This window comes from Dryocola baronae (assembly GCF_051297175.1).
In the GTDB taxonomy this organism is placed as follows: Bacteria; Pseudomonadota; Gammaproteobacteria; order Enterobacterales; family Enterobacteriaceae; genus Dryocola.
Genome location: NZ_JBINNY010000001.1, coordinates 1,630,305 through 1,655,945, shown reverse-complemented (window position 1 = coordinate 1,655,945; position 25,641 = coordinate 1,630,305). Strand labels below are relative to the sequence as shown.

The 25,641-nt window shown below is 57.4% G+C and carries 21 protein-coding genes; 13 read left to right on the top strand and 8 right to left on the bottom strand.

From position 1 onward, the window contains the following. Nucleotides 1-26: 26 nt before the first annotated feature. Together gsiA and iaaA are read right to left on the bottom strand one after the other, a co-directional pair. Complete coding sequence (gene gsiA, locus ACSPHG_RS07740) at nucleotides 27-1,901, bottom strand: glutathione ABC transporter ATP-binding protein GsiA (protein WP_435952906.1); 1,875 nt, start codon at nucleotides 1,899-1,901, stop codon at nucleotides 27-29. Further along, on the bottom strand, nucleotides 1,901-2,854 hold the full coding sequence (gene iaaA / locus ACSPHG_RS07735) for a beta-aspartyl-peptidase (RefSeq protein WP_435952905.1): 954 nt from the start codon (nucleotides 2,852-2,854) through the stop codon (nucleotides 1,901-1,903). The genes gsiA and iaaA overlap by 1 nt, the downstream gene beginning before the upstream one ends. 235 nt (nucleotides 2,855-3,089) lie before the next feature. Between iaaA and moeA the strand changes: the two genes are divergently transcribed. The 4 genes from moeA to ACSPHG_RS07715 all read left to right on the top strand — a co-directional run bounded on the left by moeA (nucleotide 3,090) and on the right by ACSPHG_RS07715 (nucleotide 6,916). Next, nucleotides 3,090-4,322, top strand: coding sequence for a molybdopterin molybdotransferase MoeA (gene moeA / locus ACSPHG_RS07730; protein WP_435952904.1), 1,233 nt, complete (start codon nucleotides 3,090-3,092; stop codon nucleotides 4,320-4,322). A gap of 1 nt (nucleotide 4,323) precedes the next feature. Next, nucleotides 4,324-5,073 (top strand): molybdopterin-synthase adenylyltransferase MoeB, encoded by a 750-nt coding sequence (moeB, locus tag ACSPHG_RS07725; protein WP_435952903.1) that lies wholly within the window; start codon nucleotides 4,324-4,326, stop codon nucleotides 5,071-5,073. 230 nt (nucleotides 5,074-5,303) lie between these two features. Beyond that, on the top strand, nucleotides 5,304-6,161 hold the full coding sequence (locus tag ACSPHG_RS07720) for a ChaN family lipoprotein (RefSeq protein ID WP_435952902.1): 858 nt from the start codon (nucleotides 5,304-5,306) through the stop codon (nucleotides 6,159-6,161). Beyond that, nucleotides 6,158-6,916 carry an energy transducer TonB gene (locus tag ACSPHG_RS07715; RefSeq protein WP_435952901.1) on the top strand — a complete coding sequence of 253 codons (759 nt, stop codon included), beginning with the start codon at nucleotides 6,158-6,160 and terminating at the stop codon, nucleotides 6,914-6,916. The genes ACSPHG_RS07720 and ACSPHG_RS07715 overlap by 4 nt, the downstream gene beginning before the upstream one ends. A gap of 10 nt (nucleotides 6,917-6,926) precedes the next feature. Here the strand turns inward: ACSPHG_RS07715 and ACSPHG_RS07710 are convergent, their stop codons facing one another. After that, entirely contained in the window at nucleotides 6,927-7,082 is a 156-nt protein-coding gene (locus tag ACSPHG_RS07710; RefSeq protein ID WP_435952900.1) for a hypothetical protein, read from the bottom strand. Between the two features lie 32 nt (nucleotides 7,083-7,114). Between ACSPHG_RS07710 and ACSPHG_RS07705 the strand changes: the two genes are divergently transcribed. Both ACSPHG_RS07705 and ACSPHG_RS07700 read left to right on the top strand, forming a co-directional pair. After that, nucleotides 7,115-9,331 (top strand): TonB-dependent receptor domain-containing protein, encoded by a 2,217-nt coding sequence (locus ACSPHG_RS07705; RefSeq protein WP_435952899.1) that lies wholly within the window; start codon nucleotides 7,115-7,117, stop codon nucleotides 9,329-9,331. A gap of 41 nt (nucleotides 9,332-9,372) precedes the next feature. Further along, nucleotides 9,373-10,548 carry a YncE family protein gene (locus ACSPHG_RS07700; RefSeq protein ID WP_435952898.1) on the top strand — a complete coding sequence of 392 codons (1,176 nt, stop codon included), beginning with the start codon at nucleotides 9,373-9,375 and terminating at the stop codon, nucleotides 10,546-10,548. Nucleotides 10,549-10,584: 36 nt separating this feature from the next. Here the strand turns inward: ACSPHG_RS07700 and ACSPHG_RS07695 are convergent, their stop codons facing one another. Beyond that, the gene (locus ACSPHG_RS07695) at nucleotides 10,585-11,658 is read right to left on the bottom strand and encodes a LacI family DNA-binding transcriptional regulator (protein ID WP_435952897.1); all 1,074 of its coding nucleotides are present in this window, start codon (nucleotides 11,656-11,658) and stop codon (nucleotides 10,585-10,587) included. 296 nt (nucleotides 11,659-11,954) lie between these two features. Here ACSPHG_RS07695 and ACSPHG_RS07690 point away from each other — a divergent pair, with 296 nt between their 5' ends. Together ACSPHG_RS07690 and ACSPHG_RS07685 are read left to right on the top strand one after the other, a co-directional pair. Continuing rightward, on the top strand, nucleotides 11,955-13,256 hold the full coding sequence (locus tag ACSPHG_RS07690) for an MFS transporter (RefSeq protein ID WP_435952896.1): 1,302 nt from the start codon (nucleotides 11,955-11,957) through the stop codon (nucleotides 13,254-13,256). Nucleotides 13,257-13,273: 17 nt separating this feature from the next. Next, nucleotides 13,274-15,637 carry a glycoside hydrolase family 31 protein gene (locus tag ACSPHG_RS07685; protein ID WP_435952895.1) on the top strand — a complete coding sequence of 788 codons (2,364 nt, stop codon included), beginning with the start codon at nucleotides 13,274-13,276 and terminating at the stop codon, nucleotides 15,635-15,637. Nucleotides 15,638-15,704: 67 nt separating this feature from the next. On the opposite strand, the gene ACSPHG_RS07680 is transcribed toward ACSPHG_RS07685, so the two are convergent. Further along, complete coding sequence (locus ACSPHG_RS07680; protein ID WP_435952894.1) at nucleotides 15,705-17,300, bottom strand: ABC-F family ATPase; 1,596 nt, start codon at nucleotides 17,298-17,300, stop codon at nucleotides 15,705-15,707. A 234-nt stretch (nucleotides 17,301-17,534) separates the two neighbouring features. Here ACSPHG_RS07680 and ldtB point away from each other — a divergent pair, with 234 nt between their 5' ends. The 5 genes from ldtB (at nucleotide 17,535) to sanA (ending at nucleotide 21,645) form a co-directional block, all read left to right on the top strand. Further along, a complete protein-coding gene (gene ldtB / locus ACSPHG_RS07675) occupies nucleotides 17,535-18,455 on the top strand; it encodes a L,D-transpeptidase (RefSeq protein ID WP_435952893.1) in 921 nt (306 codons plus the stop codon). Nucleotides 18,456-18,671: 216 nt separating this feature from the next. Further along, nucleotides 18,672-19,073 (top strand): CidA/LrgA family protein, encoded by a 402-nt coding sequence (locus tag ACSPHG_RS07670; RefSeq protein WP_435952892.1) that lies wholly within the window; start codon nucleotides 18,672-18,674, stop codon nucleotides 19,071-19,073. Next, on the top strand, nucleotides 19,070-19,765 hold the full coding sequence (locus ACSPHG_RS07665; protein WP_435952891.1) for a CidB/LrgB family autolysis modulator: 696 nt from the start codon (nucleotides 19,070-19,072) through the stop codon (nucleotides 19,763-19,765). The genes ACSPHG_RS07670 and ACSPHG_RS07665 overlap by 4 nt, the downstream gene beginning before the upstream one ends. A gap of 129 nt (nucleotides 19,766-19,894) precedes the next feature. After that, nucleotides 19,895-20,779: a cytidine deaminase gene (gene cdd, locus ACSPHG_RS07660; RefSeq protein ID WP_435952890.1), complete on the top strand. Its 885-nt coding sequence runs from the start codon at nucleotides 19,895-19,897 to the stop codon at nucleotides 20,777-20,779. 146 nt (nucleotides 20,780-20,925) lie between these two features. Next, the gene (gene sanA, locus ACSPHG_RS07655) at nucleotides 20,926-21,645 is read left to right on the top strand and encodes an outer membrane permeability protein SanA (RefSeq protein ID WP_435952889.1); all 720 of its coding nucleotides are present in this window, start codon (nucleotides 20,926-20,928) and stop codon (nucleotides 21,643-21,645) included. Nucleotides 21,646-21,734: 89 nt separating this feature from the next. Here sanA and mglC read toward each other — a convergent pair whose 3' ends face one another. From mglC to mglB, 3 genes are all read right to left on the bottom strand, one after another. Beyond that, a complete protein-coding gene (gene mglC, locus ACSPHG_RS07650; RefSeq protein ID WP_435952888.1) occupies nucleotides 21,735-22,745 on the bottom strand; it encodes a galactose/methyl galactoside ABC transporter permease MglC in 1,011 nt (336 codons plus the stop codon). Nucleotides 22,746-22,764: 19 nt separating this feature from the next. Then, nucleotides 22,765-24,282, bottom strand: coding sequence for a galactose/methyl galactoside ABC transporter ATP-binding protein MglA (gene mglA, locus ACSPHG_RS07645; RefSeq protein ID WP_435952887.1), 1,518 nt, complete (start codon nucleotides 24,280-24,282; stop codon nucleotides 22,765-22,767). An 80-nt stretch (nucleotides 24,283-24,362) separates the two neighbouring features. Continuing rightward, nucleotides 24,363-25,361 carry a galactose/glucose ABC transporter substrate-binding protein MglB gene (gene mglB, locus ACSPHG_RS07640; RefSeq protein ID WP_435952886.1) on the bottom strand — a complete coding sequence of 333 codons (999 nt, stop codon included), beginning with the start codon at nucleotides 25,359-25,361 and terminating at the stop codon, nucleotides 24,363-24,365. Nucleotides 25,362-25,641 lie beyond the last annotated feature (280 nt).

The window sequence follows — 25,641 nt, the reverse complement described above, 5'->3', positions numbered from 1 at the left end:
CTTGTTATTCTCCTGATTATCCCTGCCTAAATAGAGTTTTCATGGCTGCCGATGGGGTGCCGGGCAACAAAATGCCCGGGGCCAACGGCCACCAGCGGAGCAACGCGCGGTTCATCCCCAAGCGGTCGCGTGGCGCTTGGAATTTCGTCGGACAGTAAAACGGGTTTCGGGCGACGGTGCGCCGGGTCGGCAACCGGAACGGCGGCCATAAGCTTGCGGGTATAAGGGTGCTGCGGATTTTCAAACACCGCGCGCCGTGGGCCGATTTCGACGATTTGCCCGAGGTACATCACCGCCACGCGGTGACAGATACGTTCCACCACCGCCATATCGTGAGAAATAAACAGAAACGCGATGCCGAAATCGCGCTGCAAATCGAGCAGCAGGTTGATTATCTGCGCGCGTATCGATACGTCGAGCGCGGACACGGATTCGTCGGCGATCACCACCTTCGGGTTGAGCGCCAGCGCGCGGGCAATGCAGATACGCTGCCGCTGGCCGCCGGAAAACTCGTGCGGGTAGCGCCAGGCGTGCTCGGGCAGCAGGCCCACGCGTTCAAGCAGCCAGGCTACGCGCCTCTCGGCGTCCGCTTTCGGCATAACGTTATGCACCAGCAGCGGCTCCATGATGGAATAGCCGACCGTCAGACGCGGGTCCAGCGAGGCGTACGGGTCCTGGAAGATAAACTGAATGTCTTTGCGCACGTGCTGCATCTGCGCGTTCGGCAGGGTGTCGATGCGCTGGCCGTTAAAGTTAATGCTGCCGCCCTGCGTTTCTACCAGCCGCAGCAGCGAGCGCCCGGTAGTGGATTTACCGCTGCCGGACTCGCCCACCAGCCCCAGCGTTTCGCCGGGCCAAAGGTCAAAACTCACCTTTTCGACGGCGTGAACCTGCTTCGTCACGCGGTTAAAAATGCCGCTGCGGATAGCAAAGCGGGTCACAAGATCGCGCACCTGTAAAACCGGCGCAGATCCTTCTGGAATAGTATCCTGCTCGGTTTCCGGCTCGTGACGATCGGGATCTTTGGGGTTCACCAGCGGGAATTTGCGCGGCAGGTCGGAACCGCTCATCGAGCCGAGGCGCGGCACCGCCGCCAGCAGCCCTTTGGTATAAGGATGAACGGGCGCACGAAATATCTGTTCTACGGTGCCGGTTTCCACCGCTTCGCCGCTATACATCACCAGCACGCGGTCGGCGATATCCGCCACCACGCCCATGTCGTGGGTAATGAAGATGACGCCCATCTCCATTTCCTCTTGCAACACGCGGATAAGCTGGAGGATTTGCGCCTGTATGGTCACGTCCAGCGCGGTAGTCGGCTCGTCGGCAATCAGCACCGCCGGGCGGCATGAAAGCGCCATGGCGATCATCACGCGCTGGCGCATGCCGCCGGAAAGCTGGTGCGGATAGCGGTTAAGAATGGCCTTCGCCTCCGGGATGCGCACGCGTTCAAGCATGCGCTGCGCCTCGAGCAGGGCGGCTTTGCCGTCCAACCCCTGGTGCAGGCGAATAGACTCGGCGATTTGCTCGCCCACCGGGAACACCGGGTTGAGCGAGGTCATCGGTTCCTGGAAGATCATCGCGATATCCGCGCCGCGCACGCTGCGTATCTGCGAGGAGCCAAGCGCGTAGGGTTCGATAACCTGTTTATTACGGCGGCGCAGCAGGTATTTTTTGCTGTCCACCAGCCCGCCGGACTGCTCCAGCAGGCGCATTAGCGCAAGCGCGGTCACTGACTTGCCGGAGCCGGATTCGCCGACAATCGCCAGCGTTTCGCCGCGCTTCAGGTCAAATGAGAGATTGCGCACCGCTTCGGTGTACGTTTTTTCCTGACGAAAGCGGATGTTCAGCGCCTCAACGCCGAGCACCCGGTCTTCTGGCAGTTCATCACTGTGCGGCATCAGTGCTCCTGGTCGCGATAAATTCCTACGCTGGGCGCATCCCCGACGTAGCCGTAGCCGCGGTACATCCCTTCGCTGTTGAAAGGCAGCGCCACGTTGCCTTCGCGGTCGATGGCGATAACGCCGCCGCTGCCGTCGAGCGCGGGCAGTTTCTCCATCACGACGCGCTCCGTGGCCTGGTGCAGACTCAGCCCGCCGTACTCCATCAGCGCGGCGATGTCGTAGGCGGCAAGCGTGCGCATAAAGACTTCGCCGGTGCCGGTTGCCGACACGGCGACGTTAGCGTTATTGGCGTAGCAGCCCGCGCCGACGATGGGGGAATCCCCCACGCGGCCCGGCATTTTGTTGGTCATGCCGCCGGTTGAGGTCGCCGCCGCAAGGTTGCCGAACTTGTCCCGCGCCACCGCGCCGACGGTGCCGAACTTGCTGTCGGGATCGATGGGCTCGCCGCCGTCGTGGTCAAGCACGGTGTGGTTGTTAAGCTGCGCGCGCTGAAGCTGTTCCCAGCGTTCCGGCGTGGAGAAAATCTCTGGCAAAACCGGCTCCAGCCCCTGGGCTTCGGCAAAGGTTTCGGCCCCCTCGCCTATCAGCAGGACGTGCGGGCTGTGCTCCAGCACCTCGCGCGCGGCAAGAATGGGGTTACGGATGTGGCTGACGCCCGCAACCGCGCCCGCGTCGAGCGAGTTGCCGTCCATAATGCAGGCGTCAAGCTCGTGCGTGCCCGCACGGGTGAATACCGCGCCGGTTCCGGCGTTGAACAGCGGGCATTCTTCAAGCAGGCGCACGGCCTCGGTCACCGCGTCCAGCGCGCTGCCGTCGGCGTCCAGTATCGCCTGCCCGGCTTCGACGATTTCTGAAAGCGCGTTGATGTAAAGCTGCTCTTTCTCAACGCTTAGCTGCGCGCGGGTGATTGCGCCTGCCCCACCGTGAATCGCAATTACCGCTTTGTTCATAACGACATGGCCCTGTCCTGGCGTTGGGTGGATTAGCGCCGCGTCATCCACCAAAATGATTTTTCTATAGATATCAGAATAGTTATGAATCATTGATACGATTTTTGAATATAGAAAGACGTAAATGTGTTGTAAAGAAAATTGACTTGCCGCCCTACCTATAATGGAACATTCAGCCAACGGGCTTTTTCTGCCATAATGTGCGCCTTACTTTGCCCCCGCCGCAGGAGTTTTCATGGAATTTACCGCCGGGCTGATCCCCCTCGAAACCGCTCTCGAACAGATGCTTTCGCGCATTGTGCCTGTCACCGAAACGCAGACCATCCCGCTGTTGCAGGCGGCCGGACGCATTACCGCCAACCCTGTCACGTCGCCGATGGATGTCCCGGGCTTCGACAACTCTGCGATGGACGGCTACGCGGTACGGATGGCGGATATTGCTGCGGGCGGCGCGCTGCCCGTTGCCGGTAAGGCCTTTGCCGGTCAGCCGTTTAGCGGCGAGTGGCCTGCGGGCACCTGCGTCAGAATCATGACCGGCGCGCCGGTGCCGCCGGGTGCCGAAGCGGTGGTGATGCAGGAAGAAACGGAGGTCACCGAAAGCGGCGTGCGCTTCAACGCGGCGGTGAAAAAAGGCCAGAATATCCGCCTGCGCGGGGAAGATATTCGTTCCGGCGCGGCGGTGCTGCCCGCGGGCAAAAAGCTTACCGCCGCCGAGCTGCCGCTAATTGCCTCGCTGGGCATCGCCGACGTCACGGTGCAGCGCCGCGTGCGCGCCGCCGTTTTCTCAACCGGCGATGAACTACAGCTGCCGGGCCAGAAGCTTGCGGAAGGTCAGATCTACGACACCAACCGCCTCGCGGTGCACCTGATGCTCGACCAGCTCGGCTGCGAAGTCATCGACTTAGGCATCATCAAAGACGACCCGGACGCCCTGCGCGACGCTTTTATCGAGGCAGACCAGCAGGCCGACGTGGTCATCAGCAGCGGCGGCGTGTCCGTCGGCGAAGCGGATTATACCAGGCAGCTTCTTGAAGAGCTGGGCGAGGTCGGCTTCTGGAAGCTGGCCATCAAGCCGGGCAAACCCTTTGCCTTTGGCCGCCTGCAAAACAGCTGGTTCTGCGGCCTGCCGGGCAACCCGGTGTCTGCGGCGCTGACCTTCTATCAGCTCGTGCAGCCGCTGCTGGCAAAACTGAGCGGCCAGAAGGGCAACGCCCTGCCGCCACGCCTGCGCGCGCGCACCGTCGGCAGGCTGAAAAAATCGCCGGGGCGTCTGGATTTCCAGCGCGGCATCATGCGCACCGGGGAAGACGGCCAGCTTGAAGTGCTGAGCACCGGCCACCAGGGTTCGCATATCTTCAGCTCGTTTAGCCAGGCAAACTGCTTTATCGTCCTCGAGCGCGAGCGCGGCAACGTGGAAGCGGGCGAAACGGTAGAAATCGAGCCGTTCAACGCGCTGTTTGGAGGCTAAGATGGCGGCCGAGCTTAGCGACGGCGAAATGCTGCGCTACAACCGCCAGATTATCCTGCGCGGTTTTGATTTCGACGGGCAGGAGCGGCTGAAGGCCGGGCGCGTGCTGGTGGTCGGGCTCGGCGGGCTGGGCTGCGCCTGCGCGCAGTATCTGGCGGCGTCGGGCGTCGGGCATCTTACGCTGCTCGACTTCGATACCGTGGCGCTGTCGAACCTTCAGCGCCAGACCCTGCACCGCGATGCGACCATCGGGCAGCCGAAGGTTGATTCCGCAAGGGACGCGCTGGCGGCGATTAACCCGCATATTTCCCTCACGCCGCTCAACGCGCTGCTGGATGAAACACGGCTGGCGGAAGAAGTGGCGAAACACGATCTGGTGCTGGACTGCACCGATAACGTCACCATCCGCAACCAGCTGAACCAGTGCTGCTTCGCGGCAAAAGTCCCGCTGGTCAGCGGCGCGGCAATCCGCATGGAAGGCCAAATCAGCGTCTTTACGTATGAGCCCGGCGAGCCGTGCTACCGCTGCCTAAGCCGCCTGTTCGGTGAAAACGCGCTCACCTGCGTGGAGGCGGGCGTCATGGCCCCGCTGGTCGGCGTGATCGGCTCGCTTCAGGCGATGGAGGCCATCAAGCTGCTGGCAAACTACGGTACGCCGGCGGCGGGTAAAATCGTGATGTACGACGCGATGAGCTGCCAGTTCCGCGAGATGAAGCTGCCGCGCTTCGCGCAGTGCGAGGTTTGCGGTTAACTAACGCCTCCGGCCCGCTTTAGCCGTGCCGGACGCTTTCCCTTCGGTTCCCCCCCTCCTTCCGAAAGCCAACTCCACTTCGTTCGCACGCTATTATTCACTAAGTAAATACGAATGATCTTGATAATCATTCGTATTTGTAAATATAATCCGACGTTTTCAACTCCCCTATGGAAAGCCTGCGGTTGAAGGGCAAAAAATATAACCTTATGACTAAAATGGATATTTCGTTGAGATCTCTGGCGGTGGGCTGCTGCCTCGCGCTTGCGGCCTGTCAGTCCGCGCCAACGGCAAAAACCGCCGCGGGTGCCGACAATCCCCCGCCCTACACGCTGGTTCAGGATGCAAAAACGGGCGCCAGCCTGACGCCCGAACATCTGCTGAACGCGCTGAGCAGCGCGCAAACGGTTATCGTCGGCGAGGAGCACACCAACGCAGTTCACCACGAGGTTGAACGATGGCTGCTGGAAAACCTGCAGAAGAAGCGCCCGCAGGGCAGCGTGCTGATGGAAATGCTGACCGTCGACCAGCAGGGGTCCGTCAATCAGGTTAAGCAGGCGCTAAGGTCGGGAACGACGGTGAGCGAATCCCGCATCCAGGAGACATTACGCTGGAACGGCGGCTGGCCGTGGGCGCTTTATCGCGGCGTGACGATGACCGCGCTTCAGGGGGATTATCCGCTGCTGTCCGCCAACATTACCCGCCAGCGGGTTAAAGAACTTTACACGCATCCCGTCTTCCCGGAAGGCGAACGTTCGGCGCGCCCCGAGGTTCACAAGGCGCTGTCGGCCATTATCTACCTGATGCACGACGGGCAAATCGACGGCGAGCAGGTGAAGGCGATGATGGCTATTCAGCAGCAGCGCGACCGGTTTATGGCAAGCCAACTGATGAACGCCCCGCGCCCTGCCCTGCTGATTGCGGGCGGCTATCACGCCACCAAAGACATTGGCGTTCCGCTGCACCTGGCGGATCTGGGGGCGGAACCGCCGGTGGTGCTGATGTTGTCCACCGCCGGAACAACGCTCACCGCCGTGCAGGCCGACTACATCTGGTTCGCCCCTAAAGCGCAGGGCTCAGCGCGATGAAACGCCCGGCGATTGGCGGAACGCTTGCCAGCGTAGCCTTTCATCTGGCGATCGCGGCACCCTTCATCGTTCATTTTGCGCAGAAGAAAACCGATTCGACGGCGGCGGCCGTGATGGTGGAGTTCTCGCCCGAGTTTGAAGTTGCCCTGATCCAGCCCGCGCTGCCGCCGGGCGTTAGCCAGCAAAGAAAAGTGGAGGCGATGGCGGAGGAAGAAACCGCCCGCGAGAAAGAGATGCCGAAGCTGCGGGTGCAGGACGATGCGGAGCTGAAGCTGGCGGCGGCGGCCCCGGAGCACCGGCCGCACAGGAAAACCAGGGTTTTGAAAAAATCCCAGCGGGAACAGCGGGAAGAGAAAGGCAATTCCACCATCACAAGCCTTGCAGCGCCCCCGGTTCAGGCCGTACAAACGCAGCGCAACGCCGCGCCGATCGATACGGATTCCCTGCACGCCAGCGACAGCAAAATGAACTGGGAATCGCTGGTGAAGGGCAAAATCAACCGTCAGCGAAACTACCCGATAGACGCCAGAAAGCGCAACCGCACGGGCACCGCCGTGATCGCCTTTAGCGTCAACGAACGCGGGGATATTCTCACCGCGCGGCTGGTTTCGTCGTCCGGCACGCTGTCGCTTGACCGTGCGGCGCTGGCGGCGGTGGAAAACGCGCGACCGCTGCCGCCGCCGCCAAAAGAGATCCTTAAGAACGGGATGCAAAATGTCACCCTGCCGGTGGAGTTCGGCCTGTTAAAAATATAAACGTCACGCTTTATTGCACGCCGAACAATAAGTCTTCTACGTAGTTAAATAACGCCTGAAAGCGCAGCCAGCCAATATAAGCCAGCCTTTCGATAACTATCAGGTTTTTATTATGGGTATTTTTGCCGCGCGGCTGAAAAGCATTAAGCGTCGGCAGAATAGCCATCTTTTGCTTTGGAATTAAAAAAGGATTTGTTTATGGCTACATCACCTCTCGTCCGGGGACTGTTGACCGGGGCTCTTATTATCCAGGGGAGTGCCGCCGCGGCCCAAACCAGCGGTGAGTCGGTATTTTCGCCTCTCAGCGTTACCGATAATCCGCTCGCCGATAAAAACCAGGTCGGCTCGTCCGAAGAGACCTATTACCGCCCCGGCGCGTACAGCTCCCGCAGCCTGAATAACAATTTGCAAAGCCTCGATGCCTCGCTGCGCAGCATGGCGGGAACCTACACCCAGCTTGATCCGCTGCAGGGTTCCATCAGCGTAAATATTCGCGGCATGAACGGGCTGGGCCGGGTCAACACCATGGTTGATGGCGTGACGCAGACCTACTTTGGCATGGCTCCCGCCAGCTACCACGGCGGGGCGAATACCGCCGCAGGCGTGCTGCTGGACCCGAACTTCCTTGCCGAAGTGGATATCTCACGCGGCACCAGCACCGGTTCGCAGGGCGTCAACGCGCTGGCGGGCAGCGCCAACATGCGCACCATCGGCATTGACGACGTGATAGCCGAGGGCCGCCAGACCGGCCTGCTTTCGCGCTTTTCCGTCGGGGATAACGGCCTCGGCCGCACCGGGATGGTCGCCGTGGCCGGGAAAACCGATACCTTCGGCAACGGCGGCGGCCTTGGCGCGCTGGTGGGCATCAGCGGCAGCCGCACCTACGCCACCTACAAAAACGGCGGCGGGCGCAGCAGCGAGGATTTCATCGGCGAAGACAATAAATATTTGCGCCAGGAGCCGCGCTCGCAGCTTTATAAACTTAACGTTAACCTCGACCCGTTTAATAAAATTGAGTTCTCCGGCAGGAATTATGACAACGCCTTTACCCGCCGCGAAATTACCAGCGATGATTATTACCTGCGTTATAATTATGCGCCGCTCAATGAGCTGATTGATTTAAACCTGCTCGCCAGCACCAGCCGCGGCAATCAGAACTATAAGCCAGAGTCGCTTTATAATTTTAATAATTCTTCGACGACCAACAAATCCAACGCGCTGGATATCAGCAACACCAGCCGCTTTAATTTCGCCGATACCGACTTTACCTTCCTGTTCGGCGGCAAGCTGATGGACACGCGCTACACCCGCCGGTTTGAGCAGGATAACGTGACCGACAGGAATGCCTTTGCGCCTTCGGGCAAGCAGAAAATTTCCTCGCTGTACACCGGGCTGACGCTCAATAAGAGCATCTACGAGCTGGATCTCAACCTGAATTACACCCGCAGCCAGGTGCAGGGTTACAAACCCGCCTGCGACGATAACGAGAAGTGCTTCCCGCAGGGCGAGGCCAACCTTAGCCTGGACGACAAGGCGATTAACCCATCCGTCACGCTGTCGGCCCAGGTTCTGCCCTGGTTACAGCCTTTCGTAAGCTGGAGCCGCTCGTCACGCGCGCCGAACGTGCAGGAAGTTTTCTTCGCCAACGAAGGCGGCGCGTCGATGAACCCGTTCCTCAAGCCGGAAAAAGCCGACACATGGCAGGCCGGGTTTAACGTCAATCAGAAAGGCCTGTTCAGCGAGCAGGACAGCTTCCACCTGAAGGCGCTGGCCTATGAGTCGCGCATTAAGGACTACATCACCAGCGAGTCATTCCTGCTGTGCTACGACGGGTCGCTTTGCCAGGATATCGACAATTCATCCGCCAGCTTTAACGCCAACGTCTACACCAACGCCACCTCGCCGGTGACGACCAAAGGCTACGAAATCGAAGCCGGATACGATATTGGCTACGCCTACGTTAACCTTTCCTGGAGCAAGCAGCACACCGACCAGCCGACCTCCATCGCCAGCACGATCTACAGCTTCGCCTACAGCGATCTCAGCGATCTGCCCGACAGCTACGCCACCGTCGATATCGGGGGCCGCCTGTTCGACCAGAAGCTGACTGTCGGCAGCCTGATTAAATTTACCGGCAAATCCAAACGCCTGAGCACCGAGGGCATCAGCATTGATACCAATACCGTGCCGAAGGAGGACATGCCGGATATCCCGACCATTATCGACCTTTACAGCAGCTACCAGATGACCGACAGCGTGCTGCTGCGCTTCAGCGTGCAGAACCTGACCAACCGCGACTATTCCGAAGCGCTCAACCGCATGAACCAGAGCCTCGATAACGCCAGAGATGGCTCAACGATTAACACCACCGCGCGCGGGCGCACCTATATCTTCGGCGGCGAAATTCGTTTTTAACGCAAAACCTTGTCATCACTTTTCATCATAAGGAACGGAAAATGATTCGATTACCCTTTGCCGGAACGCTCGGCGCGGTCTTCCTCGCCGGTCTGCTGCCCGTAGCGGCATACGCCATCGACGCGCCAACGCGTGAGCCCGCGCGCTTTGCCATGAAAACCAACTATTTGCAGGAGGCGAATGAAGGCGTTTATGAGCTTGCCTGGGATGGCGAAAATAACCAGCTGTTCGCCGCCGCGACCGACCGCGTGAATCGTGAAGCAAACAAAGGCTTTTTATACGCCTTCGACCCGGCGACGCTAAAAATCAGCAGCCGCATCGAAATGCCCGCCCGCGCGTTCTCCCTGGCTATCGACGCGCCGCAGCACCGCCTGTACGTCGGCCATACGCAGGCCGCCACCCTGCGCATTAGCCTTGTGGATACTGCGACCGGCAGGCTGCTGAAAACCAGCGAGAAGCTGAGCTTTAAGGCGGCAAACGCCGCCGACTCGCGCTTTGAACACCTCCGGCATATGGTCTACAGCAGGGCGTCCAACACGCTGTTTGTCAGCTACAGCAATATGCTTAAAACCGCCGACGGCATGAAGCCGGTGCACAAGCTGCTGATGCTGGACGGCACCACCCTTGCGCCGATCGGCGAAGTGAAAGATGCCTATAAAGGCACCGCCTACGGCCTGACAATCGATGAGAAAACGCAGAAGATTTACGTCGGCGGCAAGGATTACGTCAACGAAATCGACGGTAAAACCCGCGCGCTGGTGCGCACCATCAGCTATAAAGACCCAAGCCCAAAAATCACCAGCGTGCAGAACCTGGCGGTGGACGCGGCGTCGCACCGCCTGTTTGTCGTCGTCTTCGATCATGAGGACAGAACCGGCACCGACGACGGGCTGTACGTGTTCGATCTGCGCGACGGCAGGCAGCTCGGGTACGTGCATACCGGGGCGGGCACCAACGCGGTGAAATACAACCCGAAATACGACGAGCTGTACGTCACCAACTTCACCAGCGGCACGATAAGCGTCGTTGATGCGAAAAAATACGCCGTTACGCGCGAATTCCACATGCCGGTTTACCCTAATCAGATGGCGCTGTCGTCTGACCTGGACACGCTATATATCGGCATCAAAGAAGGCTTTAACCGCGAATGGGACCCGGACGTGTTTGTCGAGGGTGCAAAAGAAAGGATTTTAAGCATCGACCTGAAGAAGTCGTGATGGGTGCGTCCCCCTTGGTGGAGGGGGACGCCAGGTTTATTCATCATAAAGTCCGTCGCTTCGCACCGCCGCATGGCTTTTGTTCGGGCGGATGCGGCGCACCGAATCGCGTACCGCGAGCGTGCCGTTGAGCAGCAGGTTGCCTACCGGCGCCTGCGGGCGAATCAGGCGCTGCTGGAGGATATGCACGGCTTCTTCGCCCAGCTCGTCGCGCGGAACGTGAACGGAGGTTAGCGGCACGTCGTGGATTGCCGCCAGGTTAAAGCCGTCGATGCTCATGACAGAAATGTCGTGCGGCACGCGCAGCCCGGCCTTTTGCAGCGCGCTGACCGCCCCTGCCGCCATAAAATCGCCGCCCACCAGCAGCGCGGTGGGCAGCAGGTGGCGCGGCGTTTTTGCCAAAAAATTGTCGATAAGCTCTTCGCTTTCTTTGGCGCTGAAGCTCTGCGCCGTGATGAGGTGCTCGCCGTCGTCAAAGCGCAGGTTATTGGCCTCCCACGCGTCGCGTATTCCCGCGAGCCGCAGCTCCATGGTATAGCGGCGCAGGCAGAGCAGATTCACCACGGATTTGTGGCCCTGTTCGAACAGGTAGCTTGCGGCGTAGTCGCCGATGAGCTGGTGATCGGGCGCGACGCCCGGCAGGCGCATTTTGCGATCGCGGCTGTTGATCAATACGCAGGGTTTGCCGAGATCCGCCGCCAGATCGTGAATGTGCGGATCGTCAATGCCCAGCAGGATCGCCGCTTCCGTTTCCGCCTCGTTCATTTTGCTTAAGAACAGGTTGGCGTCGCAGTCATGCTCTTCCAGCGCGCAGTAGCGCAGCCGCACTTCGTGAGGGGCCAGCGCCTTGCTGACGCCCTGGATTACGCGGTAGTAGAACACGTCGAGCCGTTCTTCAAACGCCCGTTGCGGGGCGAAGACAACCAGGCTGTTGAGCAGCAGCCTGCCTGCCGCCATCCCCTGTAAGACGCCTTTTTGCTCAGCGCAGGACAACACCCGCTGCCTGGCGGCTTCGCTGGTGTTCGCCTTTCCCGCCAGCACGCGTGAAACGGTACTGATTGAAAGCCCGGTTTGCGCCGCAATTTCGGCGATTTTTAGCTTTTTACTCATTCTGTGATCTGCGCCCATTTTGCAAATGAAAAAATTTTCATAGCTCTGAATTTGGCTTCAATCCGTGTAATTTTGCCGTTTCATTTCTGATATTCCATCGCTCATGAAAATCTTTGCATCAAATCCACTTTTGGCTCTTTTATAACTGATTTAGGCTCAATTTGTCGAACAGGTTTACACAACCGCTTTCGACAGATAATCAATAAAAATACTAATAATCATATAGTTATAAAATTCATCGCATCCAAAGGTTGTTATACCAATTCCGATAGATACTCTGCAAGATGGAGAACGACATGAGTCATGGCATCAATCAGGACGTGACGGCTGTGAAGGCCAAACGCACCGTTCGCAATTTGCGCTGGTGGGTTCTGGTACTGTTTTTATTAGGCGTTACCGTCAACTACATCACACGCAACTCGCTGGGCATTCTCGCCCCAGAATTAAAAAGCAGCCTCGGCATTACTACCGAACAATATTCCTGGATAGTCGGGGCCTTCCAGCTCGCCTATACCCTTTTCCAGCCCATCTGCGGCTGGCTCATCGACGTTATCGGCCTGAAGCTCGGCTTCCTGGTGTGCGCCGGGGTTTGGGCGGTCGTTTGCATGATGCACGCCGGTGCGGGCAGCTGGCTGCAGCTCGCCATCCTGCGCTTCTTTATGGGCGGCGCGGAAGCTGCCGCCACGCCTGCGAACGCCAAGACCATCGGCGAATGGTTCCCGAAGAAGGAGCGTCCAATTGCCGCAGGCTGGGCTGGCGTGGGCTTCTCAATCGGTGCCATGCTCGCGCCGCCGATTATCTATTTTGCCCACGCTTCTTTTGGCTGGCAGGGCGCGTTTATGTTTACCGGCGTGCTGGCGATGCTGTGGGTCGTGCTGTGGTGGCTGTTCTACCACAACCCGGAGCAGCACCCGAACCTCAGCAAGGAAGAGCTGGCGTTCATCAAGCAGGATAACGAGCCGCCCGCCGTCAAAATGCCTTTCTTAAAGGCGATGCAAACCGTTGGTAAGAACAAACGCTTCTACGGTATCGCCATCCCCGCGTTTATGGCTGAACCGGCATGGGCGGTGCTGAGCTTCTGGGTGCCGCTGTATCTGGCAAGCGAGCGCGGCATGGATCTCAAGCAGATCGCCATGTTCGCCTGGCTGCCGTTCCTCGCCGCTGACCTCGGCAGCGTGGCAAGCGGCTATCTGACCAAGCTTTATACCCGCTGGTTTGGCTGTTCGCGCACCAACTCGATCGTCGCAAGCTCGGTCACCGGCGCGTTTCTGATGATTTCCCTGGCGCTGGTCGCCATCACCAAAGATCCCTATGTCACCATCGCGCTGATTTCCGTCGGCGGCTTCGGGCACCAGATCATCTCCTGCATGCTGAGCGCCCTGGTGGTGGACTCCTTTGATAAAGGCCAGATGGCGACCGTCAACGGCATGCGCGGCTCCGCGGCCTGGATCGCAAGCTTCCTTTTCTCCCTGCTGATTGGCGTGACCGCCGACAAAATTGGCTACAACCCGCTGTTTATCGCCATGGGCTTCTTTGACCTGATTGGCGCCGTATTCCTGGTTTCTTTTATTGCTGAACGCCGCACCAAGCGCGCCTGATAGATGGATTATGAACGATGAAAACGTTGAAGAACTGGACACTACTGAATTCTGACGCCAACCACGTTGAACTCTGCGTGGACGGCAGGCATCGCCTGAACCTGTTTGTTCTGGAGCAGGGAATGTTCCGCGTGCTGATCAAGCGCGATAACGGGCTGGCGCTGAACCGCACCTGGAGCATCGCGCCGGAAAGCGATGTGCCGTGGGAAGGCCGCGACCGTGAGAGCCTTGCGGGCTTCGCGCTGCCGGGCTTTACGGTGGAAGAGCGCGATGACACGCTGCTCGTCAGCACCGATAAGCTGCGCGTGACCGTCCACCGGCCGCTGTGGCTGGAGTGGGAATACAAAACCGAGGCGGGCGACTGGCAGATGCTGGCGAGCGACCGCCCGACCAGCGCGTACCAGCTAAACGCCCACGGCGACGGCGTGGCACACTATCAACGCCTCTATAAAGAAGAAGCTTATTACGGCCTGGGCGAGAAGGCCGGCCCGCTCGCCCGTACCGGCAAGCGCTATGAGATGCGAAACCTGGACGCGATGGGCTATAACGCCGAGTCCACCGACCCGCTGTACAAGCATATTCCCTTTACCATTACCCGCCGCCCGGACGTCAGCTTCGGGATGTTCTACGACAACCTGAGCAGCTGCTGGCTGGACCTCGGTAACGAAATCGATAACTACCACCTGCCCTACCGCCGCTGGCAGGCGGAATCCGGCGACGTCGATTACTACCTGTTCCTCGGGCCGCGCGTGCTGGACGTCACCAAGGCCTTTGTGCGCCTGACGGGCAAGACGCTGTTTGGGCCAAAATGGAGCCTCGGCTACAGCGGTTCGACCATGCACTACACCGACGCGCCGGACGCGCAGCAGCAGCTGTTGGGCTTTATCCGCTTGTGCCACGAGCACGCGATCCCCTGCGATTCGTTCCAGCTGTCGTCGGGCTACACGTCGATCGGCAACAAGCGCTACGTCTTTAACTGGAACTACGACAAGGTGCCGCAGCCGAAGGCGATGAGCCAGGCGTTCCACGACGCGGGGATCAGGCTTGCGGCGAACATCAAGCCGTGCCTGTTGCAGGACCACCCGCGCTATTCGGAAGTCGCGGAGCGCGGCCTGTTTATTAAGGATTCCGAGCACAACAGCCCGGAGCGTTCGAGCTTCTGGGACGACGAGGGTTCGCACCTCGACTTCACCAACCCGGAAACGGTGAAGTGGTGGCAAAACGGCGTGACCACGCAGCTGCTAGAAATGGGCATCGACTCGACGTGGAACGACAATAACGAATACGAAGTGTGGGACGGCGAAGCGCGCTGCCACGGCTTTGGCGAAGAGATCGCCATCAAGAATATCCGCCCGGTGATGCCGCTGCTGATGATGCGCGCGTCGCTGGAAGCGCAGCAGGCCTTTGCGCCGGAAAAACGCCCGTATCTGATTTCGCGCTCCGGCTGCGCCGGGATGCAGCGCTACGTGCAGACATGGAGCGGCGACAACCGCACCAGCTGGAACACGCTGCGCTATAACACCCGCATGGGGGTCGGCATGAGCCTGTCCGGGCTGTATAACGTTGGCCACGACGTCGGCGGTTTCTCGGGCGATAAGCCGGACGCCGAGCTGTTCGTGCGCTGGGTACAAAACGGCGTGATGCACCCGCGCTTTACCATCCACTCGTGGAACGACGACCAGACGGTGAACGAGCCGTGGATGTACCCGGCGATTACGCCCGCCATCCGCAGCGCCATCGAAACCCGCTACCGCCTGCTGCCGTATTTCTACACCCTGCTGTGGCAGGCCCACGCCGACGACGAGCCGATGCTGCGCCCGACGTTCCTCGATCACGAGCACGACGCGAAAACCTTCGACGAGTGCGATGACTTTATGCTGGGCCGCGATCTGCTGGTGGCAAGCGTCGTGGAGCCGGGGCAGCGCCTGCGCGAAGTCTGGCTGCCGGAAAACGGCGAAGGCTGGTACGACTATTACACCGGCCAGTGGTTTAGCGGCGGGCAAAACGTTGTGCTCGACGCCCCGCTTGAGCGCCTGCCGCTGCTGGTTCGCGCCGGTGCAGCCCTGCCGCACAGCGCGCGCATTACGCACGTGGATGCCAAAGCCGACGACGTGCGCGAGCTGAAAATCTTCCCGCTACGCGGCACGGGCGTTTCGCACGGCAGCCTGTTTGAAGACGACGGCGAGTCCTGGGGATATAAAGAAGGCAATGCGCTGTGGCTGGATTGGGAAATTGCCTGCTCCGCCGAGGAAATCAGCGTGACGTTCAGCCGCAAAGGCCATTATCAACCGGCGTGGAAAGAACTGACGCTGACGCTGCCTGCGGGCGAGACACGGCGTTTGGTGGTGGACGGCGTGGCGCAGGAGAGTTGGAAGCTGTAGGTCGGATAAGCGTTAGCGCCATCCGACATCGCTGCAAAAAAACCGCCGAATTCGGCGGTTTTTTCTTTTAACCATCAATCCCTTTACTGCGCAGGTAATCTTCGTACCCGCCGGTAAAGTCGATGACGCGCTCAGGCGTGATTTCAATGACGCGGGTCGCCAGCGAGCTTACGAACTCACGGTCGTGAGAAACGAAGATCAGCGTGCCCGGGTACATTTCCAGCGCCATGTTCAGCGATTCGATGGATTCCATGTCCAGGTGGTTGGTAGGTTCATCCATTACCAGCACGTTCGGGCGTTCCATCATCAGCTTGCCGAACAGCATGCGGCCTTTTTCACCACCGGAAAGCACTTTGGCTGGTTTTTTGATGTCGTCCTGGCTGAACAGCAGACGGCCAAGGATGCTGCGCACCGCCTGCTCGTCGTCGCCCTCTTGCTTCCACTGGCTCATCCAGTCGAAGACGGTGAGATCGTTTTCAAACTCGTATTCGTGATCCTGCGCGTAGTAGCCGATCTGCGCGTTTTCGGACCATTTTACGGCACCCGCGTCCGGCGCTAATTCGCCGACCAGGGTTTTCAGGAAGGTGGATTTACCCACGCCGTTGGTGCCCAGCACCGCGAGTTTTTCACCCACTTCGAGCAGCATGTTGACGCCTTTGAACAGCGGGCCTTCATCAAAGCCTTTCGCCAGCGCTTCCACTTCCAGCGCGTTGCGGAACAGCTTCTTGTCCTGTTCGAAACGGATGAACGGGTTCTGACGGCTGGAGGCCTTCACTTCGTCGAGCTTGATTTTGTCAATCTGACGGGCGCGTGAGGTCGCCTGGCGTGATTTCGAGGCGTTGGCGCTAAAGCGGCTGACGAAGGATTGCAGGTCGGCAATCTGGGCTTTTTTCTTCGCGTTGTCGGCCAGCAGGCGTTCACGGGCCTGGGTTGCCGCCGTCATGTACTCGTCGTAGTTGCCCGGATACACGCGCAGCTCGCCGTAGTCCAGATCCGCCATGTGGGTACAAACCATGTTCAGGAAGTGACGGTCGTGCGAGATGATGATCATGGTGCTGTTGCGCTCGTTGAGCACGGTTTCCAGCCAGCGAATGGTGTCGATATCGAGGTTGTTCGTCGGTTCATCGAGCAGCAGGATGTCCGGATTTGAGAACAGCGCCTGCGCCAGCAGCACGCGCAGCTTCCAGCCGGGTGCGACTTCGCTCATCGGGCCGTAATGCTGTTCTACCGGAATGCCGACGCCCAGCAGCAGTTCACCCGCGCGAGCTTCTGCGGTGTAGCCGTCCATTTCGCCATATTTGGTTTCGAGATCGGCAACTTTATAGCCGTCTTCTTCGCTCATCTCTGGCTGCGCGTAAATGCGGTCGCGCTCTTCTTTTACTTCCCAGAGTTCTGCGTGGCCCATGATCACGGTGTCGAGCACGGTGAATTTTTCAAAGGCGAACTGATCCTGGCGCAGCTTACCGATGCGCTCGTTCGGATCGAGTGATACGTTGCCCAGGGTCGGGTCTAAATCACCGCCGAGGATCTTCATAAAGGTGGACTTACCGCTACCGTTAGCGCCAATCAGGCCGTAGCGATTGCCGCCGCCAAATTTGACGGAGATGTTTTCAAACAGCGGCTTACTGCCGAACTGCATAGTGACGTTACTGGAAACTAGCACAAAGATGTCCTGATAAAAGAAGTGATGTAATTTGTGATATCGGGCACAGTATGCCATAAGTGCGCATGAGGATCGCGTTGCTTATGTATTGTCTATTATGTAATCAATGTGAAAAAAGTGTGATTTAATCCACATCTGATTTCCCAGAAAGATGCAATGCACATATAATGCGCGGCTGAACCCCATCTGATTCCTAACCAACTAGCCTGTGTGGCCATAAATACTTCGCACAACATGAATATAAAATTACGCTCGATTTTACTGGCATTTGTGGCTGTCGTGTCTTTTAGCAAAACAGCTTCCGCCGTGACCTATCCCCTGCCAACCGATGGCAGCCGTCTGATTGGTCAAAACCAGGTCATTACCATTCCTGAAGGTAGCACCGCGCCGCTGGAAGAGTTTGCAGCGCAGTACCAGATGGGTCTTTCCAACATGCTTGAAGCCAACCCAGGCGTCGATCCGTATCTGCCAAAGCCTGGCACCATCCTGAACATTCCGCAGCAGCTCATCCTGCCGGATACCGTTCATGAAGGCATCGTGATTAACAGCGCTGAAATGCGCCTCTACTATTATCCGAAAGACACCAACACGGTTATCGTGCTGCCTATCGGTATCGGCCAGCTGGGTAAAGACACCCCGATCAACTGGACGACAAAAGTAGAGCGTAAAAAAGCCGGCCCAACCTGGACGCCAACGGCCAAAATGCACGCGGAATACGCGGCAGCCGGTACGCCACTGCCAGCCGTAGTGCCAGCCGGTCCGGACAACCCTATGGGCCTGTACGCGCTGTACATTGGCCGCCTGTATGCTATTCACGGTACCAATGCCAACTTTGGTATCGGCCTGCGCGTCAGCCACGGCTGCGTGCGTCTGCGTAACGAAGACATCAAGTTCCTGTTCGAGAACGTGCCGGTCGGCACCCGCGTACAGTTTATTGATGAGCCGGTGAAAGCCACCGTTGAGCCAGACGGCACGCGCTACATCGAGGTTCACAACCCGCTGTCCACCACCGAAGCGCAGTTCAACTCTGACGAGATTGTGCCAATCAATCTGACCAGCAGCGTGACGGCGATTACCGCTCAGCCGGACGTTGACACCAACGTGGTGGATCAGGCGATCAAAGACCGTTCCGGTATGCCGGTACGCTTGAACTAAGCGATTGACCTCCGGCGGGCGGCGCTACGCATGCCTGCCCATGCACGTTAAGGCGACCTTCTCAGGTCGCCTTTTTTATTTCCCTGTCTAATTGCCCAATCAATTCTGGAACCTTCATTTCTGGAATATTTGGTATGCTCATAAGTCATGATGTGATCGGTAGCACAATTTTAAGTTTAATTGTATGATGAATGCGTTTCTTAAAGGGTCATCTCCATGCGTAACACACTCACCATTGTCTGGCAGTATCTGCGGTCTTTTATCTTAATTTACCTGTGCTTATATGCCGGTATCGCTATCGCGTCACTGCTTCCTATCGCCATTCCGGGCAGCATTATCGGCATGCTGATTTTATTCGTGCTGCTGTCGCTGCAAATCATGCCCGCGAAGTGGGTCAAGCCCAGCTGCCACCTGCTGATTCGCTATATGGCGCTGCTGTTCGTGCCGATAGGCGTTGGCGTTATGCAGTATTACGAGGTGCTGAAGGCGCAGTTTGGCCCGGTGGTGGTGTCCTGTTTTATCAGCACGCTGGTGGTACTTATTATCGTGAGCTGGAGTTCCCATCTCGTTCACGGCGAACGCAAGATTGTCGGTGAGAGCGAGGCTGACAAAAAATGATGCAATCTATCTGGTGGTCCCTGCCGTTAACGCTGCTGGTGTTTTTTGGCGCACGCAGGCTTGGCGCGCGTTTTAAATCGCCGCTGCTCAATCCGCTGCTGGTTTCGATGGTGGTGATCATCCCTATTCTGATCTTCACCGGCGTGTCTTACACGAGCTACTTTAAGGGCAGCGAGGTGCTGAATGACCTGCTGCAACCCGCCGTCGTGGCACTCGCCTTTCCGCTCTATGAGCAGCTGCACCAGATCCGGGCGCGCTGGAAATCCATCATCACAATCTGCTTTATCGGCAGCATGGTGGCGATGATAAGCGGTACCGCCATTGCGCTGTACATGGGGGCAACGCCTGAGATTGCGGCCTCCGTCCTGCCAAAATCCGTGACGACGCCGATTGCGATGGCCGTAGGCGGCAGCATCGGCGGCATCCCGGCCATCAGCGCGGTTTGCGTGATCTTCGTTGGGATTTTGGGCGCGGTGTTCGGCCACAGCCTGCTGAACCTAATGCGTATTTCCACCAAGGCTTCACGCGGCCTGGCGATGGGCACGGCCTCTCACGCTTTGGGCACCGCCCGCTGCGCCGAGCTTGATTTTCAGGAAGGCGCGTTTAGCTCGTTGGCGCTGGTGATTTGCGGGATCATGACGTCGCTTATCGCCCCGTTCCTTTTCCCGGTGATTCTGGCGCTGTTTCGTTAAAACTTGCGAGAGATCGCGCATTTTCATTTTTTATTTCATTCGTTGCATTTGCAATTAGATACGGATCACATATAAAGCCTCTATAGCGCCGTACACTACGGCTCCAATACCTATTAGAGGCTAAGAAACATGCGTTCTCGTTTTCATGCTGCTTTCACTCAGCTCCCGGCTTCGCTGCAGGCGGCCCTGCAATCCCTGCTCGCCGATGACCATTTCCCGGCCATGTTCGGCGCGCAGGAAGTAGAGGCGCTGAAAAAGCAGACGGGCCTGGATGATGATGCGCTGGCTTTCGCGCTGCTCCCGCTTGCTGCCTCATGTGCCCGTGCGGAACTCTCTAATTTCAACGTCGGTGCCGTTGCACGAGGCGTCAGCGGTAATCTCTATTTCGGCGCGAATATGGAATTTGCTGGCACCACCATGCAGCAAACGGTTCACGCCGAGCAAAGCTCCATCACCCACGCCTGGATGCGCGGTGAAAAAGGCCTCGCTTCCGTGACCGTTAACTACACGCCGTGCGGCCACTGCCGCCAGTTTATGAACGAGCTAAACAGCGGCGTGAAGCTGCAAATCAACCTTCCTGGCCGCAGGCCGGCAACGCTCGGCGACTACCTGCCCGATTCTTTCGGTCCGCGCGATCTTGAGATAAGCACGCTGCTGCTGGACGACGTTGACCACGGTTTTGCCCTCCAGGGCGATGAGCTAAACCAGGCCGCAATTGTTGCCGCGAACCGCAGCCACGCGCCTTACAGCAAAGCGCCAGCGGGCGTGGCGCTTGAGCTACGCGACGGCAAAATCATCTCCGGGAGCTACGCTGAAAACGCCGCGTTCAACCCGTCGCTGCCTCCGCTGCAGGCCGCGCTGAACCTGCTGAGCCTTTCCGGCTACGACTACAGCGACATCCAGCGCGCGGTGCTGGCAGAGCGCGCCGATGCCCCGCTGACCCAGTGGGACGCAACGGCCGCGACGCTCAAGGCGCTGGGCTGCCAGAATATCGATCGCACCCTGCTGGGTTAACTTATTCAGGCGGGTGCCCGCATCCGCCTGATTTCCACACGGCTATTGTTGAAATTTACTTCAACCAGTCCGCCGATTCTTGCTCTTAACCCCAGGGTAAAGTAGCCTTGAGTAAAATTTCCTCCCACCGTTGAGCCCGTAAGTCCATGTTGAAGCGCTTGTTTTATAGCCTGTTAGTCCTTATCGGCCTGATTGCTTTGACCGCGCTTGGCCTCGATCGGTGGATGAGCTGGAAAACCGCCCCCTACGTTTACGACGAGCTACAGGACCTGCCCTATCGCCAGGTCGGCGTCGTGCTCGGTACCGCCAAGTATTACCGCACCGGCGTCATCAATCAGTATTACAAGTACCGCATTCAGGGCGCGCTCAACGCCTACAACAGCGGCAAGGTCAACTACCTGCTTTTAAGCGGCGACAACGCGCAGAGCAGCTATAACGAACCGATGACCATGCGCAAAGACCTCATCGCGGGCGGCGTCGATCCTGCCGACATCGTGCTGGATTACGCCGGTTTCCGAACGCTTGATTCCATCGTGCGCACCCGCAAGGTTTTCGATACCAACGATTTCATCATTATCACCCAGCGCTTCCACTGCGAACGCGCGCTGTTTATCGCCCTGCATATGGGGATTCAGGCGCAGTGCTACGCGGTGCCGTCGCCGAAGAATATGCTCACCGTCCGCACGCGGGAATTTGGCGCACGGCTGGGCGCGCTGGCGGATGTGTATATCTTCAAACGCGAACCCCGCTTCCTCGGCCCGCTCGTGCCGATTCCAGCCCAGCACGAAGTCCCTGAAAACGCGCAGGCCTATCCCGCGGTGACGCCAGAGCAGCTTTTGGAAATGCAGAAGAAAGAGAAGAAATAGCGGGGTTTTTGGTGGATGGCGCATACGCTTATCCACCCTACAAATTTTGGTAGGTCGGGTGAGCATCGCGCCACCCGACATCTACAAAATTACTTCTTACGAGCGTACTTCAATGAATCCAGGGCAACCGCGAAGATAATGATCGCGCCCTTGATGATGTACTGCCAGTACGGGTTCACGCCGATGTAGGTCAGTCCGTAGTTGATAACGGTGAAGATGATGACACCGGTTACCACGCCGATGACCGTACCCACGCCGCCGCTGAACGACACGCCGCCGACCACGCACGCCGCAATCGCGTCGAGTTCATACATAAAGCCGAGGTTGTTGGTCGCCGAGCCGATACGCCCCGCTTCCAGCATACCGCCAAAGGCATAGAACACGCCGGACAGCGCATAAATCATGATCAGGTTCAGGCCAACGTTTACGCCGGAAACTTTTGCCGCTTCCGGGTTGCCGCCGATGGCGAAAATGTTTTTACCGAAGCGGGTTTTGTTCCACAGCACCCAAACGAACAGCACGGCGAACAGCGCATAGAAGGTGATGTAAGAAAGGCGGAAGCTGCCGAGCGCAATAAAGCCCTGGGTAAACGTCGAGAAGTGCGATTCAAAACCGGAAATCGGCGACGCGCCCACGAAGTCGTAGTACAGGGAGTTGATGCCGTAAACGATGATCATGGTGCCGAGCGTGGTAATAAACGGCGTCACGTTCAGGTAGGCGATAATAATGCCGTTAACCAGGCCAATAACCGCGCCAATCGCGCAGACGATCAGCAGCACGACCGGAATCGGCAGGCTGTGCATGTCGGGGAATACTTTATTGACGTTATCCATGGCCTGCAGCAACGTCGCTGCAACCACCGCCGCAAGGCCCACCTGGCGACCGGCGGAAAGGTCGGTACCTTGGGTAACAATCAGCCCCGCGACGCCGAGGGCGATAATAATACGCACCGAAGACTGGGTAAGGATGTTACTTAAGTTCAACAAGCTTAAAAACGTTGGATCCTGGAAAATAATAATCGCCAGCAGCACCAGCAAAACGACATAAATGCCGCCTTCTTTCAGATAAGTTAGCAAACTTTTCTTATTTAACGCACTCATTTTAATAGCCCCTAAATTATCAAAGGTGCACAGACGCAAGACGTAATATTTCGTTCTGCGTGGTTGTTTTAGTATCTACAATTCCCGCAACGAGGCCATTGCTCATTACCAGAATACGGTCTGTAATCCCTAACAACTCCGGCATTTCGGACGAAATAATGATGATCCCTTTCCCTTTTTTGGCAAGCTCAGCAATCAGCTGATAAATTTCAAATTTCGCGCCTACGTCGATACCGCGAGTAGGTTCGTCAAGCATTAATATTTCCGGCTGGGTTAACAGCCAGCGGCCAATAATCACTTTCTGCTGGTTCCCACCGGAAAGCGAACCAATAGAGGTACGGTGCCCCGGAGTTTTAACGCGCATCGAGTCGATAACCCACTGGGTATCGCTTTTCATCCGCGTGTTGTCGAGCAGGCCGATTTTATTTTTGTAGTTACGAATATTCGAGATAAGGGAGTTAAAGCCGATATCCAGATAGGCGTAAATCCCTGTCGAGCGGCGCTCTTCGGTCACCAGTGCGAAGCCGTGGTTGATCGCCTCGTTCGCCGAATGGTTATTGATCTTTTTGCCGTGCAGCATAATGGTGCCGGCGGATTTTTCGCGAATGCCAAACAGCGTTTCCACGATATCGGTACGTTTTGCCCCGACAAGACCGGCAATACCGAGGATCTCGCCTTTGTGCAAATCAAAGGAAACGTCGCGAATCGACGGCTGGCGCAGCGAGGTAAGGTTGCGCACTTCCAGAATCACTTCGCCCGGCACGTTGGATTTATCCGGGAAGCGCTGGTTCAGCGAGCGGCCCACCATCATGGAGATGATTTTATCCATGTCCAGCCCTTCGAGCGGCTGGGTGGTAATCCACTGCCCGTCGCGCAAAATGGTGATCTCATCGCACAGCTGGAAGATTTCTTCCATTTTATGCGAGATATAAACAATGCCGCAGCCGCGATCTTTTAGCTTGCGGATAATGCTAAACAGGTGGAAAACTTCTTTTTCCGTAAGCGATGACGTTGGCTCGTCCATAATAACGATTTTGGCGTTATAGGAGAAAGCCTTGGCAATTTCAATCATCTGCATCTGCGAAACGGAAAGCGTACCGACACGCGCGCGTGGGTCGATATTAATATCAAGCTCGTCGAATATTTCTTTGGTGTCACGATACATTTTATCCTGATCGACAAACACGCCTTTGGTTGGATAACGCCCCAGCCACATGTTGTCCATCACGGTACGCTGTAATACCAGGTTTAATTCCTGGTGCACCATGGAAATACCGTTTTCCAGCGCCTCTTTAGTGCTGGTGAAGTTTACTTCCTGCCCCTGGAAAAGGATGCTGCCGGAATCTTTACTGTAGATCCCAAAAAGGCATTTTAATAACGTCGATTTACCCGCGCCGTTCTCCCCCATTAATGCGTGAATGGAATGAGGACGTACTTTTAAATTGACGTTATCCAGTGCCTTAACGCCGGGGAATGACTTGTTGATGTTGGTCATTTCCAACAAGTATTCAGGCGAAGATGTCTGATTGCTGACCATAGTTATACCTGGCTGCGAGAGTGTCACTGAGCGTAAGGTGCCTGCCGGGCGCACCGCGCGCCCGGCAAGAACGGTCTGTCTTATTTGCCTTCGAACTGCGCCAGGTTGTCTTTATCAACGCCGACGTATGGAACGCGAACGATTTTGTTCTCAATCTTCCAGTTGGTGCCTTCAGCCGCCGGTTTGCCAGCGGCCAGGTTTTTCGCCAGATCGAAGGTGGCTTTTGCCTGGTTGTTAGCATCGTTCAGCACGGTACCGGCCATTGCGCCAGATTTCACCAGCGCCAGCGCTTCCGGCAGGGCATCCACGCCGAAGACTGGAATAGAAGATTTGTTGTGCGCCTTCAGCGCTTCTACCGCGCCCATTGCCATCGCATCGTTGTTGGCGATAACCACTTCGATTTTGTTAGCGTTCGGGCCGGACAGCCACGCGTCCATCTTATCTTTCGCCTGAGCGGTGTCCCACATGGCGGTATCTAACTGCAGCCGCTGGGTTTTCAGGCCCTTAGTGTTCAGCTCTTTGATGACGTAAGTGGTGCGCGCTTCAGCATCCGGGTGGCCCGGCTCGCCTTTCAGCAGCACGAACTGCACCTGACCGTCTTTGTTCAGATCCCAGGCCGGGTTTGCCGCCCAGTGTTTCGCAATCAGGTCGCCCTGGATAATGCCGGACTCTTTGGAGTCGGTGCCGACGTAGTAAGCCTTGTCGTAGCTATCCAGCGCCTTGCGCGAAGGTTCTTTGTTATAAAACACGATTGGGATGTTCTGACCACGGGCTTTTTCGATAACCGTGCCTGCTGCAGCCGGGTCAACCAGGTTGATCGCCAGCGCCTTCACGCCTTTCGCCAGCAGTACGTCAATCTGGTCGTTCTGTTTGGACTGGTCGTTCTGCGAGTCGTTCATCAACAGCTCAACGTCCGGGCTCGCCTTAGCGTCTTTTTCAATCGCCTTGCGCACGACGGACATGAAGTTGTCGTCGTATTTGTAGATCGTCACGCCGATACGAGTATCAGCGGCGTGAGCAGCAGCGCCAAACAACATGCAAGACATAACAGCGGACAGGGTCAAAACCTTCTTATTCATGGTATCTCCGGTTTTTTGCAGGGTAGTTCTTATTGAGATTAAGGCAGGGCAGCAATGTTATGAAAACGTTACTGAATGCCGAAAATTATCCTAAAATAATTACTCTTCCGTGTTCTGTAACGATCCTGAACTGCATTTTATGCGGTGTTTTTGGCCTGATACCTGTGGTGAAACTGATTAGTCACCGTTACATATAGTTTCAGCCTATAAAACGCTGTCATCATAGACAGCGTAATGTTAATTAACTGTGAATTTACTCACAGATTGAAACCGGTTACAT

What these genes read in the sequence shown, in the direction of transcription:
- gsiA (WP_435952906.1), bottom strand. Translation starts at nt 1,901, where the DNA reads ATGCCGCACAGTGATGAACTGCCAGAAGACCGGGTGCTCGGCGTTGAG.
- iaaA (WP_435952905.1), bottom strand. Translation starts at nt 2,854, where the DNA reads ATGAACAAAGCGGTAATTGCGATTCACGGTGGGGCAGGCGCAATCACC.
- moeA (WP_435952904.1), top strand. Translation starts at nt 3,090, where the DNA reads ATGGAATTTACCGCCGGGCTGATCCCCCTCGAAACCGCTCTCGAACAG.
- moeB (WP_435952903.1), top strand. Translation starts at nt 4,324, where the DNA reads ATGGCGGCCGAGCTTAGCGACGGCGAAATGCTGCGCTACAACCGCCAG.
- ACSPHG_RS07715 (WP_435952901.1), top strand. Translation starts at nt 6,158, where the DNA reads ATGAAACGCCCGGCGATTGGCGGAACGCTTGCCAGCGTAGCCTTTCAT.
- ACSPHG_RS07710 (WP_435952900.1), bottom strand. Translation starts at nt 7,082, where the DNA reads ATGGCTATTCTGCCGACGCTTAATGCTTTTCAGCCGCGCGGCAAAAAT.
- ACSPHG_RS07705 (WP_435952899.1), top strand. Translation starts at nt 7,115, where the DNA reads ATGGCTACATCACCTCTCGTCCGGGGACTGTTGACCGGGGCTCTTATT.
- ACSPHG_RS07700 (WP_435952898.1), top strand. Translation starts at nt 9,373, where the DNA reads ATGATTCGATTACCCTTTGCCGGAACGCTCGGCGCGGTCTTCCTCGCC.
- ACSPHG_RS07695 (WP_435952897.1), bottom strand. Translation starts at nt 11,658, where the DNA reads ATGAGTAAAAAGCTAAAAATCGCCGAAATTGCGGCGCAAACCGGGCTT.
- ACSPHG_RS07690 (WP_435952896.1), top strand. Translation starts at nt 11,955, where the DNA reads ATGAGTCATGGCATCAATCAGGACGTGACGGCTGTGAAGGCCAAACGC.
- ACSPHG_RS07685 (WP_435952895.1), top strand. Translation starts at nt 13,274, where the DNA reads ATGAAAACGTTGAAGAACTGGACACTACTGAATTCTGACGCCAACCAC.
- ldtB (WP_435952893.1), top strand. Translation starts at nt 17,535, where the DNA reads ATGAATATAAAATTACGCTCGATTTTACTGGCATTTGTGGCTGTCGTG.
- ACSPHG_RS07670 (WP_435952892.1), top strand. Translation starts at nt 18,672, where the DNA reads ATGCGTAACACACTCACCATTGTCTGGCAGTATCTGCGGTCTTTTATC.
- ACSPHG_RS07665 (WP_435952891.1), top strand. Translation starts at nt 19,070, where the DNA reads ATGATGCAATCTATCTGGTGGTCCCTGCCGTTAACGCTGCTGGTGTTT.
- cdd (WP_435952890.1), top strand. Translation starts at nt 19,895, where the DNA reads ATGCGTTCTCGTTTTCATGCTGCTTTCACTCAGCTCCCGGCTTCGCTG.
- sanA (WP_435952889.1), top strand. Translation starts at nt 20,926, where the DNA reads ATGTTGAAGCGCTTGTTTTATAGCCTGTTAGTCCTTATCGGCCTGATT.
- mglC (WP_435952888.1), bottom strand. Translation starts at nt 22,745, where the DNA reads ATGAGTGCGTTAAATAAGAAAAGTTTGCTAACTTATCTGAAAGAAGGC.
- mglA (WP_435952887.1), bottom strand. Translation starts at nt 24,282, where the DNA reads ATGGTCAGCAATCAGACATCTTCGCCTGAATACTTGTTGGAAATGACC.
- mglB (WP_435952886.1), bottom strand. Translation starts at nt 25,361, where the DNA reads ATGAATAAGAAGGTTTTGACCCTGTCCGCTGTTATGTCTTGCATGTTG.